The 14768-nt window shown below is 44.3% G+C and carries 12 protein-coding genes, 2 tRNA genes and 2 rRNA genes; 4 read left to right on the plus strand and 12 right to left on the minus strand.

All coding sequences use genetic code 11. The features are described from left to right. Window positions 1-47: 47 nt before the first annotated feature. A complete protein-coding gene (locus IQ209_RS12620) occupies window positions 48-1163 on the plus strand; it encodes a class II histone deacetylase (RefSeq protein WP_193851632.1) in 1116 nt (371 codons plus the stop codon). A gap of 54 nt (window positions 1164-1217) precedes the next feature. Here the strand turns inward: IQ209_RS12620 and ilvC are convergent, their stop codons facing one another. Then, window positions 1218-2696 (minus strand): ketol-acid reductoisomerase, encoded by a 1479-nt coding sequence (gene ilvC, locus IQ209_RS12625; protein WP_193851633.1) that lies wholly within the window; start codon window positions 2694-2696, stop codon window positions 1218-1220. A 160-nt stretch (window positions 2697-2856) separates the two neighbouring features. Here ilvC and ilvY point away from each other — a divergent pair, with 160 nt between their 5' ends. Next, window positions 2857-3738 (plus strand): HTH-type transcriptional activator IlvY, encoded by an 882-nt coding sequence (ilvY, locus tag IQ209_RS12630; RefSeq protein ID WP_193851634.1) that lies wholly within the window; start codon window positions 2857-2859, stop codon window positions 3736-3738. A 204-nt stretch (window positions 3739-3942) separates the two neighbouring features. Here ilvY and ilvA read toward each other — a convergent pair whose 3' ends face one another. From ilvA to ilvL, 6 genes are all read right to left on the minus strand, one after another. Continuing rightward, a complete protein-coding gene (gene ilvA / locus IQ209_RS12635; protein WP_370588418.1) occupies window positions 3943-5490 on the minus strand; it encodes a threonine ammonia-lyase, biosynthetic in 1548 nt (515 codons plus the stop codon). A gap of 2 nt (window positions 5491-5492) precedes the next feature. Continuing rightward, on the minus strand, window positions 5493-7343 hold the full coding sequence (gene ilvD / locus IQ209_RS12640; RefSeq protein ID WP_193851635.1) for a dihydroxy-acid dehydratase: 1851 nt from the start codon (window positions 7341-7343) through the stop codon (window positions 5493-5495). 85 nt (window positions 7344-7428) lie between these two features. After that, window positions 7429-8355 carry a branched-chain amino acid transaminase gene (locus IQ209_RS12645; protein WP_193851636.1) on the minus strand — a complete coding sequence of 309 codons (927 nt, stop codon included), beginning with the start codon at window positions 8353-8355 and terminating at the stop codon, window positions 7429-7431. Between the two features lie 24 nt (window positions 8356-8379). Beyond that, window positions 8380-8637, minus strand: a complete 258-nt coding sequence (gene ilvM, locus IQ209_RS12650; protein WP_193851637.1) for an acetolactate synthase 2 small subunit — start codon at window positions 8635-8637, stop codon at window positions 8380-8382. Further along, entirely contained in the window at window positions 8634-10280 is a 1647-nt protein-coding gene (gene ilvG, locus IQ209_RS12655) for an acetolactate synthase 2 catalytic subunit (RefSeq protein ID WP_193851638.1), read from the minus strand. Before ilvG ends, ilvM begins: the two co-directional genes overlap by 4 nt. A 142-nt stretch (window positions 10281-10422) precedes the next feature. Further along, entirely contained in the window at window positions 10423-10521 is a 99-nt protein-coding gene (gene ilvL, locus IQ209_RS12660; protein ID WP_193851639.1) for an ilv operon leader peptide, read from the minus strand. A 600-nt stretch (window positions 10522-11121) separates the two neighbouring features. Between ilvL and IQ209_RS12665 the strand changes: the two genes are divergently transcribed. Beyond that, complete coding sequence (locus tag IQ209_RS12665; RefSeq protein WP_193851640.1) at window positions 11122-12648, plus strand: YifB family Mg chelatase-like AAA ATPase; 1527 nt, start codon at window positions 11122-11124, stop codon at window positions 12646-12648. 63 nt (window positions 12649-12711) lie between these two features. Here IQ209_RS12665 and IQ209_RS12670 read toward each other — a convergent pair whose 3' ends face one another. Beyond that, window positions 12712-13050 (minus strand): DUF413 domain-containing protein, encoded by a 339-nt coding sequence (locus tag IQ209_RS12670; protein ID WP_193851641.1) that lies wholly within the window; start codon window positions 13048-13050, stop codon window positions 12712-12714. Window positions 13051-13165: 115 nt separating this feature from the next. On the opposite strand from IQ209_RS12670, the gene hdfR reads away from it, so the two are divergent. Beyond that, window positions 13166-14017: an HTH-type transcriptional regulator HdfR gene (gene hdfR, locus IQ209_RS12675; protein WP_193851642.1), complete on the plus strand. Its 852-nt coding sequence runs from the start codon at window positions 13166-13168 to the stop codon at window positions 14015-14017. Between the two features lie 233 nt (window positions 14018-14250). Here hdfR and IQ209_RS12680 read toward each other — a convergent pair. The 4 genes from IQ209_RS12680 to IQ209_RS12695 form a co-directional block, all read right to left on the minus strand. Beyond that, a tRNA-Trp gene (locus IQ209_RS12680) sits at window positions 14251-14326 on the minus strand. Window positions 14327-14334: 8 nt separating this feature from the next. Further along, window positions 14335-14411, minus strand: a tRNA-Asp gene (locus IQ209_RS12685). 55 nt (window positions 14412-14466) lie between these two features. Beyond that, window positions 14467-14582, minus strand: a 5S ribosomal RNA gene (gene rrf / locus IQ209_RS12690). An 80-nt stretch (window positions 14583-14662) separates the two neighbouring features. Continuing rightward, window positions 14663-14768 (minus strand): 23S ribosomal RNA (locus IQ209_RS12695); the annotation flags it as partial.

Genomic DNA, 14768 nt, shown 5'->3' on the forward strand with positions numbered 1-14768 from the left:
CTTCAAGTGGTACTTTGAAAGTTAAAGGGAATCGCAGAGGATGTAATATGTTACGTAAAACAGGCTTTTTCTTTGATGAACTCTGTTTCTGGCATAATTCTGGATTATCATACGTTATGACATTTCCTGTTGGCGGATGGGTACAACCTCCCAACGGTGCAGGACATGCAGAATCACCGGAAACAAAACGCAGAATGAAAAACTTAATGTATGTTTCGGGTTTAAGTCATTCATTGCAACTGCGTGGTGCTGAATCTCTTGATGATACAACGCTGAGACTGGTCCATACCGAAGAGTATTTACAGCACTTTAAGTCCGTGAGTGATAATGGCGGAGGAACATTAGGCTCAGAAGCGCCAATAGGACAAGGTAGCTATGAAATAGCCAAACTATCCGCCGGACTCACTTATGCCGCAGTAAAAGCAGTGTTACAAGGCGAGTTGGATAATGCCTACAGCCTTTCCCGTCCCCCCGGACACCACAGCCTGCCAGATCAAGCAATGGGATTCTGTTTCCTTGCCAATATTGCCCTCGCCATTGAGCACGCAAAAGAGCAGCTTGGAGTTGGCCGAGTCGCAGTCATTGACTGGGATGTTCACCACGGCAATGGAACCCAACATATCTTCTGGGAACGTGATGATGTTTTGACTATTTCTCTGCATCAAGATGGCTGCTATCCCGAAGGCTATAGTGGCGAGGAAGATATCGGAGCCGGCAAAGGAGAAGGTTTCAATATCAATATCCCATTAATGGCGGGAGCTGGGCACAATAGTTATCTTTATGCTATGGATCACATTGTGCTCCCGGCATTACGACGTTACCAACCAGAGTTGATCATCATTGCCTGCGGCTATGATGCTAATGCGTTTGATCCTCTGGCACGAATGCAATTGCACAGTGACAGTTTCCGTGAAATGACTCGCAGGGTACAGCAAGCAGCTGATGAACTGTGTCATGGCAAGTTAGTCATCGTTCACGAAGGGGGATATTCTGAAGCTTATGTGCCTTTCTGTGGGTTGGCTGTCATGGAGGAATTAAGCGGTGTGCGCACTAAAGTCAATGATCCGGCACTGAACATGATCCAAGCGCAGCAACCGAAAGAACGATTTGAAGCATGTCAGCGACAAGCCATTGACGAACTAAAACTGAAATTCGATTTGTAAGAATGAAAGATCTGCCTGCCCGATAAAGTCACTTCGGGCAGGATAAATATCCTATCAGCCACCGACTGCAATGCGTTTCATATCCGTCATATAGCCACGCAAAATACGGCCGATAACTTCAATCGGATGGTGCCGGATCGCCTCATTCACATCACGCAATTGCGCATTATCAATGCTACGATCTGCAACTGCTTTTCCTAAATCCCCTGCTTGCAGGGTTGCCATGAATTTCTCTTTCAGCAACGGAACAGCGACGTATGAGAACAGATAGTTACCATATTCCGCAGTATCAGAAATTACCACGTTCATTTCATACAGACGCTTGCGAGCAATGGTATTCGCAATCAATGGCAGTTCATGCAAAGATTCATAATAAGCAGACTCTTCGATGATGCCAGTATCTACCATCGTTTCGAATGCCAGTTCTACCCCGGCTTTAACCATGGCAATCATCAGGACGCTATGATCAAAGTATTCCTGCTCACCGATATGCCCTGTATAGTCTGGGTAATTTTCGAATGACGTCTTACCCGTTTCCTCACGCCAAGCCAGCAAGTTTTTATCCCCATTTGCCCAGTCTGTCATCATTGTGGAGGAGAATTCACCAGAAATGATGTCATCCATATGTTTCTGGAACAGCGGAGTCAAAATAGTTTTCAGTTGCTCAGACAAAGCATAGGCACGCAATTTCGCTGGATTGGAAAGACGATCCATCATCAATGTAATGCCACCCTGTTTCAGCGCTTCTGTGATAGTTTCCCAACCAAATTGAATTAATTTTCCGGCATAACCGGGATCAACACCATCAGTAACCAGTTGGTCATAACACAGCAAAGAACCCGCCTGTAACATACCACACAGAATGGTTTGTTCTCCCATCAAGTCAGATTTAACTTCTGCTACAAAGGAAGATTCCAGTACGCCAGCGCGGTGCCCTCCTGTTGCGGCGGCCCACGCTTTCGCTATCGCCATCCCTTCGCCTTTTGCATCATTTTCTGGATGTACAGCAATCAGAGTGGGTACACCGAATCCACGCTTATACTCTTCACGCACTTCCGTACCCGGACATTTAGGGGCAACCATCACAACAGTAATATCTTTGCGTATTTGCTCACCCACTTCGACGATGTTGAAACCGTGGGAATAGCCCAGCGCTGCTCCTTCTTTCATCAAAGGTTGCACTGCCTGAACCACCGCGGAATGCTGTTTGTCTGGCGTCAGGTTGATAACCAAATCAGCCTGTGGAACTAACTCTTCATAAGTGCCAACTTTGAAACCATTTTCGGTTGCTTTACGCCATGATGGTCGCTTTTCATCAATCGCTTCTTTACGCAAGGCATAGGCGATATCTAAACCAGAATCACGCATATTGAGGCCCTGGTTTAGCCCTTGCGCACCACAACCGATGATCACCACTTTCTTGCCTTTCAAATACCCTGCTTCGTCAGCAAATTCTTCCCGCGCCATAAACCGACATTTGCCTAACTGCGCCAATTGTTGGCGTAAGTTCAACGTATCAAAATAATTAGCCATGGTGACTCCGATATAATAATTAGGTGTGAGGTCGTTTGCATAGAAACAATATATGACATGCAAGCCATTGCTGAAATTGATATATTAACAAGACTGCATTGCAGTTTGTGCAACAAACTTTTTCACGGCAAACAGCCTCTGAATAAAGGGCCTACAAACGATGGATCTACGTGATTTAAAACTGTTTTTACACCTTGCGGAAAGTTGTCATTTTGGCCGCTCAGCCAAGGCCATGCACGTCAGCCCATCCACACTTTCACGTCAGATCCAGCGCCTTGAAGAGTTATTGGGGCATCCGCTTTTTCTGCGGGATAACCGAACAGTAAAATTGACCACTGCCGGTGAACAACTCAAACAATTTGCCCAGCAAACTCTCCTGCAATATAAACAACTACAGCATTCATTAAACCACCAAAGCCCATCACTAACGGGAGAGTTACGCCTGTTCTGTTCAGTCACGGCTGCGTATAGCCATCTTCCACAAGTATTGGATAAATTTCGGGCAGAACATCCCTTAGTGGAAATTAAACTGACAACAGGAGATGCTGCTGATGCCGTTGATAAAGTTCAATCTGATGCTGTGGATTTGGGGATTGCAGGCAAGCCAGAGAAACTGCCTGATAATGTCGGCTTTACTAAAATAGGCGAAGTACCACTGGTACTGATTGCCCCTTCTCTGCCTTGTGTCGTGAGAAATCTCGCTATACAAGAACATCCCGACTGGAATAGCATCCCTTTTATCCTGCCTGAGCATGGGCCTTCCCGCAAGCGCATTGAACTGTGGTTTCGGCGACATAATATCCTGCACCCCGTCATTTACGCGACAGTTTCCGGCCATGAAGCGATTGTGTCTATGGTAGCACTAGGTTGCGGGATTGCACTGATCCCTACGGTTGTTGTCGAAAATAGCCCTGAACCTGTGCGTAGCCGTATTTCACAGCTGGAAAATATCGCACTGGTCGAGCCGTTTGAATTGGGTGTCTGTGCGTTGAGTAAACGCTTAAACGAACCGGTGATTAAGGCATTTTGGGAACTATTGTAGTCTAACAATCGTTATTATTTGGCTATATACCAATCCAACTTCAAGTTGCAGCTTGCAAATCAAAGTGATTGTTTATATCTCCCCGCTACGCGGGGGAGATATAATACGCATCTTGAAAGGCGGTTGGTATATAAAAAATAAAATCAGCAAAATAGCCGCCTTTTAGAAGATATTTTGCTATTTATTTCTTTAACTGATTGATGACTAAGTTAGAAATAATTTAAATGAAGGATTATCGGTTTCATCATGATATTCATAGCCCAGTACATCCAAATGGCGATCAAAACAAACTTCTGGTCCTGAAAGTTCAAAGGCAGCTAATACACGCCCATAATCCGTGCCATGACTGCGGTAATGAAACAGCGTGATATTCCAATGCGTCCCTAATGTTTGCAAAAATTTCAGCAAAGCTCCCGGCGATTCAGGAAAGGCAAAACTAAACAATCGCTCCTGCAATGGCTTGGATGGTCTGCCGCCGATCATATAACGAACATGCAACTTTGCCATTTCATCATCGGTAAAATCAGCGACTTGATATCCCGATGCTTTTAATTCTTCAATGATTTCACGACGTTCGGTATTTCCCCGGCTCAATCTGATACCAACAAAAATGCAGGCTTGGTTTGGATCTGTTGCATCCGAATAACGATAGCTAAATTCAGTCACGACACGAGTGCCTAATATCTGACAGAACTGTAAAAAACTCCCTTTTTGTTCAGGGATCGTCACCGCCAGCAAGGCTTCGCGTTGCTCTCCAAGCTCGCAACGTTCTGAAACGTAACGTAATCCATGAAAATTCACGTTAGCCCCAGAAAGAATATGTGCCAGCCGTTCTCCCTGAATCTGGTGTTGCTGGACATATTTCTTCAAGCCTGCCAGTGCCAGCGCACCGGAAGGTTCTGCAACCGCCCTGACATCTTCAAAGATATCTTTCATGGCAGCACAGATAGCATCGCTGTCTACTGTAATGACATCATCGACATATTGCTGGCATAAGCGAAATGTTTCGTCGCCAATACGTTTAACCGCCACGCCTTCCGCGAATAATCCAACTCTTGGCAAATCGACCGGATGCCCTGCTTCCAGTGCCGCTTTCAAACAGGCAGAATCTTCGGCTTCCACACCAATAATCTTCATTTCAGGTACAAGCTGTTTGATGAGAACAGCAACCCCTGCAATCAATCCGCCACCACCAACCGGAACAAAGATACGATCAAGATGAACATCCTGCTGTAGCAACTCCATTGCCAGTGTCGCCTGACCTGCAATCACGACAGGATGGTCAAAAGGCGGAACGAAGGTGTAACCGTGCTCTTTTGCCATCTCAATGGCTTTTGCCTTCGCTTCATCGAAATTCGCACCATGCAACAGCACCTCGCCACCAAAACTACGGACTGCATCGACTTTAATATCCGCTGTCGCTATCGGCATGACAATAGTGGCTTTTATGCCAACCTTACTGGCCGATAATGCAACACCTTGCGCATGGTTGCCTGCGGAAGCCGTGATCACACCTTTGCTTTTTTGCTCTTCCGTCAAACCCGCAATCATCGCGTACGCACCGCGCAATTTGAAACTATGTACCAACTGGCGATCTTCCCGTTTAACCAAAATCGTATTGCCTAAACGCGCAGAGATTTTTTTCATTTCCTGTAAGGGAGTGACTTGAGCAATATCATAAACTGGCGCACTCAATGCTGCCTTAAGATATTCCGCTCCCTTGGGTTCAGTATTAAGAGGATAAACCGCCACAATCAACTCCCCAGTTTAGTTTTATCACGCACAGCGCCTTTGTCAGCACTGGTCGCCAATGAAGCATAAGCACGTAATGCCAGAGAAACCTGACGTTCACGGGATTTAGGTGTCCACGCTTTATCTCCGCGAGATAATTCAGCCTGTGTACGCTCTGCCAGTTCTGTTTCCACCACATCCAACTGAATTTTACGGTTTGGAATATCAATATTGATGATATCGCCGTCATAAATCAGGCCAATCAAACCACCATTTGCCGCTTCTGGAGAGACATGACCAATAGACAATCCCGATGTTCCGCCTGAGAAACGTCCATCCGTAATCAATGCACAATGTTTTCCCAATCCCATCGATTTCAGATAGGTAGTGGGATAGAGCATCTCTTGCATACCTGGGCCACCTTTCGGCCCTTCATAGCGAATAACAACCACGTCGCCCGCGACGACTTTTCCACCGAGAATGGCTTCTACTGCCTCCTCCTGGCTCTCGTAAACTTTGGCCGGGCCACGGAAGGTCAGGATTTCTTTATCAACGCCTGCTGTTTTTACAATGCAGCCATCTTTTGCAATGTTGCCGAACAAAACAGCCAATCCCCCATCCTGACTGTAAGCATGGTTACGTTCACGAATACAGCCTGTCTCGCGATCTGCATCCAACGACGGCCAACGACAATCTTGTGAGAAAGCTTGTGTGGTACGAATTCCCGCCGGCCCCGCTGCATACATCCGCTTAACATTTTCATCCTTTGTCAGCATGATGTCGTACTGGGCCAATGTTTGTGGTAAATCCAAACCCAAAACATTTTTCACATTGCGATACAAAAGCCCTGCCCGATCAAGCTCACCCAAGATACCAATCACACCGCCAGCACGATGGACGTCTTCCATATGGTATTTCTGGGTGCTCGGAGCAACTTTACATAAATGTGGCACCTGACGAGACAGACGATCAATATCCGTCATCGTGAAGTCAACTTCAGCTTCCTGCGCTGCGGCCAACAAATGCAGAACAGTGTTAGTCGAACCACCCATCGCAATATCCAATATCATGGCATTTTCAAATGCTGCTTTGGTCGCAATATTACGAGGGAGAGCGCTATCATCATCTTGCTCATAATAGCGTTTAGTCAGTTCAACAATGCGTTTACCGGCATTGATAAACAGAGTCTTACGATCAGCATGAGTAGCGAGCAGTGAGCCATTACCTGGCTGCGAAAGTCCAAGCGCTTCGGTCAAACAATTCATCGAATTTGCCGTAAACATACCTGAGCAAGAGCCACACGTCGGACAGGCAGAACGTTCGATTTGCTCGCTCTGTTCATCACTGACATTTGGGTTGGCGCCCTGAATCATGGCATCGACCAAATCCAGTTTGATCAGTTGATCGGATAATCGCGTCTTACCCGCTTCCATTGGACCACCAGAAACAAAAATAACCGGAATATTCAAGCGCAAAGATGCCATCAACATACCTGGCGTGATTTTGTCGCAGTTGGAAATACACACCATAGCATCGGCACAGTGGGCATTGACCATGTATTCCACTGAGTCAGCAATCAACTCCCGCGAAGGTAACGAATAGAGCATTCCACCATGTCCCATTGCAATACCATCATCAACAGCGATGGTATTGAACTCTTTCGCAACTCCCCCTGATGCCTGAATCTGTTCTGCCACCAGCTTGCCGAGATCACGCAGATGTACATGTCCTGGCACGAACTGCGTGAATGAGTTAACAACCGCAATGATAGGTTTTCCAAAATCTGCATCTGTCATACCTGTGGCTCGCCATAAGGCACGGGCTCCCGCCATATTGCGGCCATGAGTCGTCGTGGCTGAACGGTATTTAGGCATTGTCTTCACTCCCAAGTCTTATCAATTAACTTCAGCAATCAATACAGGCGGGGAACGGCCGCCTGTTGGGTTTTATGTTTTTTTATTAAGGATTAATCGGATCCAACCAACCCCATTTATCTTCTGTCGTACCATCAAATAAACCAAAGAACGCACTTTGGATTTTTTTAGTGATTGGACCACATTTGCCGATACCCACCTGAATCCCATCTACACTACGAACCGGAGTAACCTCCGCAGCCGTTCCTGTCATGAAGACTTCATCCGCTAAATAAAGCGATTCACGAGAAAGTGTCTGTTCACGAACTTCCAGACCAAGATCCTGTGCTAACTTGATGATGGCATCACGGGTGATCCCTGGCAGGGCAGATGAAGTAAATGGCGGTGTGAATAGAATTCCATCCTTCACTTCAAACAGGTTTTCACCCGCACCTTCTGAAATATAACCATGCACATCCAGTGCAATACCTTCCTGATAACCATGACGTCGTGCTTCACTTCCCACCAGTAAAGAAGAGAGATAATTACCTCCCGCTTTTGCGCTTGTAGGGATCGTATTTGCTGCCATGCGATTCCATGAAGAAACCATCGCATCAATGCCCTGATCCAAGGCTTTCTCACCAAGATAAGCGCCCCACGGGAAAGCGGCAATGATAACGTCTGTTTTATAACCAGCAGGCGGGTTTACTCCCATGCCAACATCACCCACAAATACCAATGGGCGAATGTAAGCACTGACCAATTTATTTTTACGCAACGTTTCACGGCAAGCTTCCATCAATTCATCCACACTTTGGCTTACTGGAAAACGGTAAATCTTGGCTGAGTCACGCAAGCGCTGCATATGTTCACGATGACGAAAAACAACAGGCCCTTTGTGAGAGTCATAGCAACGAATCCCTTCAAATACCGAAGTACCATAATGTAAGGCATGGGACATAACGTGAACTTTAGCCTCTGCCCACGGCACCATTTCCCCATTGAACCAAATATAATCAGCTTGCTTTGTCATTCTCAGTTTTCCTTCAAGGGCGCATTATGCGCTTATTAATCGTGATTCTTTATGTTTGATCTCAACACCTGCAACGTCCACCAATTTCAGCAGTTGGGAAAAAAGTAAATTAACTGGACGTTGGCTAGACACGGTGAGTTCAATATTTACATTATCACTATCTGTTATATGATCCATATTCAATGCGCATATCTGAAATCCGCGGTGGCGGGTAACTCTCAAAATTCGTTCCAAAATCTCAGGACAGAACCGCGCTTTAATAGCAAGTTGATGCTGTATCATAATGATTTCTCCAACATGGTTTCGTTGCTTGCACCCGGTGGAACCAATGGCCAGACATTCTCTAATTCATCAATAGACACATGTAATAAATACGCGCCCTCGCTGTTGAACAAAGCATCCAATGCTTCATTCACTTGTGCTTTGTCAGTGACTCTCTGCCCCGGAATACCAAACGCCTGCGCCAACGTAAGAAAATCAGGATTATCAGTTAAGATCGTTTCGCTATAACGTTTGTCAAAAAACAACTCTTGCCACTGGCGAACCATGCCCAATCTTTGGTTATCCAATAAGATCAGTTTTACCGGCAATTGCTTGCGTTTAATCGTGCCCAACTCCTGAACATTCATCATGAAAGAGCCGTCACCAGATATGCAGATAACCATATCTTCAGGACGAGCCATCTGGGCGCCAATCGCCGCCGGAATACCAAATCCCATCGTGCCTAATCCACTTGATGTGATGAAATTTTCTGGTTGGCTAAAAGTCATGTGCTGAGCCGCCCACATCTGATGCTGCCCAACATCGGTTGTGATAACCGTACTGGACGAAGCACGTTCAGAAACCTGCTTCAACAGTAACGGAGCATAAATACTTTCGCCCTGATAGTCATAACACCATGTATGTTCGTTTTTTAATTGCTTGATTTCTTGCTGCCAGGCTTGGATAGATAAAGGTTGTTGTAAATGAGGCAATAGCGTTTTTAAATCGCCCAGTAATGACACATGAGTCTGACGTAATTTATTGAATTCAACGGGATCAATATCCAAATGAATAACGTTGGCATGAGGTGCAAAGGTATTCAGTTTCCCTGTAACACGGTCATCAAAACGCGCGCCAGCAGCAATTAACAAATCACAGGATTGAACAGCAAGATTAGCCGCTTTAGTACCATGCATCCCTAACATGCCCAAATAACATTCATGTTCAAAATCTGCTGCTCCCAACCCTTTCAATGTGGAAACAACGGGAATACCCGTTTCAGAGACAAAATGACGTAATTCAGGAACAGCGCCAGACATGCCAATCCCACCACCCACATACAAAATAGGTTTTCGAGATGAAGCTAACAATTGACGGGCTAATTCAATCTCTTGTTTTGGAAGAGAAAACTGGGGAGATGCCGGTATTAAATAGGGGGCAAAATCACCTTGAGCTAACTGAATATCTTTTGGTAAATCAATCAGAACAGGGCCAGGGCGACCACTCATGGCAATGGAGAAGGCATCGGCCATGATTTGAGGTAATTTTTCCAGCGAATCAACAAGAAAGCTGTGTTTTGTACAAGAAAGTGACATTCCCAGTATATCGATTTCTTGAAAGGCATCTGTCCCTATAAATTCAGAACTCACCTGTCCAGTAATCGCGACAACAGGAACAGAATCCAATAATGCGTCAGCCAATCCCGTGATCAAGTTTGTCGCTCCTGGCCCTGATGTCGCTATGCAAACGCCAGGCTTGCCACTTGCTCTCGCATAACCAATTGCTGCCATAACGGCGCCTTGTTCATGGCGGCATAAAATGTGCTCAACACCGCCATCATACAGCGCATCATAAAGTGGCATGATAGCTCCACCTGGATAACCAAAAACTTTTTCAATTCCCTGTTTTCGTAACGCCTCTACAACCGATTGTGCCCCGTTCATTGCCGTCTCCCCTGTTATGTTTACCTTGCCGTTGGCTGTTGTGATGTTTTGTTACTTCTACTTATCGAACCTAGTATCAGGCCTAAAAAAAACCCCCGCGCCTTTCGGTGCGGGGGTTTTTGGAATCTGGCTATTCTTCTGTCTAAGCCGTTCTTCGTCCAAGTGCAGCCCCGCACGGTGGGATAATAATCACCACCACGCTCACAATAATTAGGCTAATCACTAGGACAAATGCGTTCATAATTTTATTCGTTTTTAATTCGTATGCTTGACGTATATTTAAGAGTTATCACTTTCTATGATAGTTGACAACGATTATTTTTGTTTTTTCATAACAAAATTATTTTATTTATATTTTTCATTTAGATAACTAAAAAACAGATAAATCCACTGTAATTTACGCATTTTTAGCTTAGAAAAAATTGCCATCCGTTTGTTTAATAAAATTATTAATAAACAAAATAATAAAAAATAAGTTAATCATCTCATTCTCGATAACATGGCGAAAATGCGATCAAAATTAATTTTTATAGTTAGTTATTATCACGATTAACAGTATATAGGATTAAAATTTATTAAATTAAATTTATGTATTTTGTTAGGTTATAATTATCAATAAATACCATTCATTACCATTCTATTTTTTATCATAAGAGTTCCAGCTTGTTAAAATATTCATATATAACACTATGTTATTATTAAAATTCAAACGACTGAATAGTTGTCAGCATCATCATCAAGGACAAATATATTTACGAACCTTTTCACAAAACAATGAAAAGCGACTTTTCATTATTTTTTATCAATCCATGATAACAGCTTTCTTGCTAAGGAGAGCATCATGGCACTGGCCGTTATTCATACACGGGCAACAATTGGTATTGATTCCCCTATCGTCACGATAGAAGCACATATCAGTAATGGTTTACCCGGTCTTACCCTTGTTGGTTTACCTGAAACTACCGTAAAGGAAGCCAGAGATCGTGTCCGAAGCGCTCTGATCAATAGTGGTTTTACCTATCCTCCCAAAAGGATCACAGTCAATTTAGCGCCAGCAGATCTCCCCAAAGAAGGGGGAAGATATGATTTACCCATCGCTATTGCAATTTTAGCCGCATCAGAGCAGATCACGACAGATAAGTTACATAATTATGAGTTTTTAGGTGAGTTAGCACTCTCTGGTGAAATACGGCAAGTTATGGGAGCAATTCCCGCAGCATTGAGTGCAAAAAGAGCTGCAAGACAACTTATTCTCTCCTCAGAGAACCAAACTGAATTAGCAATTTTGTCTCAGAATGAAACGCTAATGGCAAATCATTTGCTGCAAGTTTGTCATTTCTTACAGGGAGAAAAAGCGACTTTATCTTCCCCTCCTCCTGTAGAACTACAGACTGAATCATTTACTCTGGATATACAGGATATTATTGGGCAGGAACAAGCTAAACGAGCACTGGAGATCACAGCCGCTGGCGGCCATAATCTTCTGCTACTCGGCCCTCCAGGCACTGGCAAAACTATGCTTGCCAGCCGATTATGTGGCTTATTACCACCATTGACGCATCAGGAAGCGCTAGACGTCGCTGCAATCAATAGCTTAGCTGGATGTCCAGTTAATCCTCAAAAATGGCATATACGCCCATTTAGAGCCCCTCATCACAGTTCGTCAATGGCAGCTCTTGTTGGAGGAGGCTCAATACCTAAGCCGGGAGAAATTTCTCTCGCCCATAATGGTGTGTTATTTCTAGACGAATTACCTGAATTTAACCGTAGTGTCCTTGATGCCCTACGGGAACCGTTAGAATCTGGCGAAATAGTAATATCCCGTGCCAGAGCAAAAGTCCGTTTTCCTGCCCAAGTTCAATTGATTGCAGCCATGAACCCCAGCCCAACCGGCTATCATCAAGGAATACATAACCGAAGTAGTCCACACCAAGTATTACGTTACCTCTCTAAACTATCAGGCCCTTTTTTAGATCGTTTTGATCTCTCTATTGAAGTTCCTCTGCTGCCTCCAGGAACTTTAAGTCAATCATCAACAAAATATGGAGAAAGTAGTCAAGAAATCAAAAAACGCGTAGCAAGGGCAAGAAAAATACAAATAGAGCGCTGTGGGCATATCAATGCCCGTCTCAATAGCAAACAAACCGAAGATATTTGCAAAATTAGCATGGAAAATGCCGTTTTTCTGGAAAATACTTTATTGAAATTAGGACTATCCATACGTGCCTGGCACAGAATACTTAGGGTTTCTCGCACAATTGCAGACTTAAAAGAACAAACAAGAATAGAAAAACCAGATATTATGGAAGCGCTTAGCTACCGAAGTATGGATAGGCTACTTATACAATTACAGAAGCAGGCTGGATAAGTTATCGGTCAGAAGAGGGACAACAGCCCCTCTTGGATATGATGATTAATATTAATGATGGTATTAATCATCAGTATCGGTATAGTCCTCTGAAGAATCAAGCTGCGGTTTTCCGCCGGAAAGGGTATGAAAACGTTTCGGACGGCTAATTTTTGTCAAATACTTAGTCCATACCTTTTCTTCTGTCGTTGCAGGTGCACGTTCACCACGGCAAACTGCAACAAACAGTTTTTCTTCTTCTGTTTGAGGTTCACGTTTACCAAGGTCCAATTCATTGAACGCATGACCATAACGTTCTAGCAATTGAGCCTCTTTGATGGTGAAATCACCATGACGGGAAAATCCACGTGGATAATTTTTATTATCGAAAAAACGATTAGTCGTGATGAAGCTTTCAGCCATCTGACACACTCCTAACTCTAAGTCATACTAATTATGGCGCGGAGTATTAGGGAGGCTTGACATTCTGTAAAACAAAATATTTAAATCTTAACGACAAAAACTATTGGAGATGCATGTGGATACTGAATTACTGAAAACCTTTTTGGAAGTCAGTAAGACTCGTCACTTTGGTCGGGCAGCTGAATCGCTCTATTTAACACAATCCGCTGTTAGTTTTCGTATCCGCCAACTAGAAAATCAATTGGGTACCAATCTATTCACACGACATCGTAATAATATCCGCCTAACTGCAGCCGGAGAACGCCTAGTACCTTATGCAGAATCACTAATGAGTACTTGGCAATTGGCGAAGAAAGAAATCAATTATGTCGCCCAGCATTCAAAACTCTCTATCGGCGCTACAGCATCCCTATGGGAAAGTTATCTAACATCCTGGATAAATACATTTTATCAACACCATCGGGAAACAAGGATCGAGTCTTTCGTTTCAACACGCCAGTCGTTAGTCAAACAATTGCATTCTCGTGAATTGGATCTCTTAATTACCACTGAACCGCCCAAAATGGATGAGTTTCAAAGTCAATTGATAGGTAATATCCAGCTTATTTTATTAACAACCCTACATAACCTTGATAAGACAGTAGAAAATTATATTAAATTAGAGTGGGGAGCTGATTTTCACCAGCAAGAACAACAAATCTTAAAGAACGATTATCCACCTATTATTACAACCACATCAGCACATATTGCCAGAGAGTTATTGGATAGCGTTAATGCTGCAACCTTCCTTCCTGTACATTGGCAAGAAGAATATCCGAAACTCGTTGCCTTACCTAATAATCAGTTAATAGAACGGCCATTGTACGCTGTATGGCTACAAAACAGTGACCAACAAGCGCTTATCCAACACTTATTAAAAATTCCTGTTGAGAAAGCACCTGTAACTACCCAAAAACAACTTTTATAGCAAAACTATAGAAAAAATAAGGCTTGATGTACGGTATAGAGCGCAAAGGAATAATGCCCGCAAAGAAATTAGAATTACACGAGACTGGAAGTTAAAACTATATGTCAGAACTGCAATATGTTAGAGCCATAGTACGTTAGAACTGTACAAAAAATGAAAAACAAGAAAAACCCAGCTAACTTTAGCTGGGCTATTAATCTGAAAGCTATATCAATTATTACTTATTTGTTAACTGGCAGGGGCGGAGAGGCTCGAACTCCCAACACCCGGTTTTGGAGACCGGTGCTCTACCAATTGAACTACGCCCCTAAATACGGTGGCGGTGCGGACGGGACTCGAACCCGCGACCCCCGGCGTGACAGGCCGGTATTCTAACCAACTGAACTACCGCACCACCGAATTTCTTTATCCTTGCTGCCTTTTATGCCGGCAACAAGTTATTAATGAATGTCTGGCAGTGTCCTACTCTCACATGGGGAGACCCCACACTACCATCGGCGCTACGGCGTTTCACTGCTGAGTTCGGCATGGGATCAGGTGGGACCACCGCGCTGTTGCCGCCAGACAAATTCTGTTTTCAATCCCGAACAAGCTGTTTTTCATTCTGAAACGCTCTCTCACTCCCGAAAACCCCTTCGGCGTTGTCAGGTTAAGCCGCACGGCTCATTAGTACCGGTTAGCTCAACGTCTCGCAACGCTTACACACCCGGCCTATCTACGTCCTCGTCTCGGACGGTCCTTCAGTCCCCTC

The organism is Xenorhabdus sp. BG5, assembly GCF_015163665.1.
Taxonomy (GTDB): Bacteria; Pseudomonadota; Gammaproteobacteria; order Enterobacterales; family Enterobacteriaceae; genus Xenorhabdus.

What these genes read in the sequence shown, in the direction of transcription:
- IQ209_RS12620 (WP_193851632.1), top strand. Translation starts at nt 48, where the DNA reads ATGTTACGTAAAACAGGCTTTTTCTTTGATGAACTCTGTTTCTGGCAT.
- ilvC (WP_193851633.1), bottom strand. Translation starts at nt 2,696, where the DNA reads ATGGCTAATTATTTTGATACGTTGAACTTACGCCAACAATTGGCGCAG.
- ilvY (WP_193851634.1), top strand. Translation starts at nt 2,857, where the DNA reads ATGGATCTACGTGATTTAAAACTGTTTTTACACCTTGCGGAAAGTTGT.
- ilvD (WP_193851635.1), bottom strand. Translation starts at nt 7,343, where the DNA reads ATGCCTAAATACCGTTCAGCCACGACGACTCATGGCCGCAATATGGCG.
- IQ209_RS12645 (WP_193851636.1), bottom strand. Translation starts at nt 8,355, where the DNA reads ATGACAAAGCAAGCTGATTATATTTGGTTCAATGGGGAAATGGTGCCG.
- ilvM (WP_193851637.1), bottom strand. Translation starts at nt 8,637, where the DNA reads ATGATACAGCATCAACTTGCTATTAAAGCGCGGTTCTGTCCTGAGATT.
- ilvG (WP_193851638.1), bottom strand. Translation starts at nt 10,280, where the DNA reads ATGAACGGGGCACAATCGGTTGTAGAGGCGTTACGAAAACAGGGAATT.
- ilvL (WP_193851639.1), bottom strand. Translation starts at nt 10,521, where the DNA reads ATGAACGCATTTGTCCTAGTGATTAGCCTAATTATTGTGAGCGTGGTG.
- IQ209_RS12665 (WP_193851640.1), top strand. Translation starts at nt 11,122, where the DNA reads ATGGCACTGGCCGTTATTCATACACGGGCAACAATTGGTATTGATTCC.
- IQ209_RS12670 (WP_193851641.1), bottom strand. Translation starts at nt 13,050, where the DNA reads ATGGCTGAAAGCTTCATCACGACTAATCGTTTTTTCGATAATAAAAAT.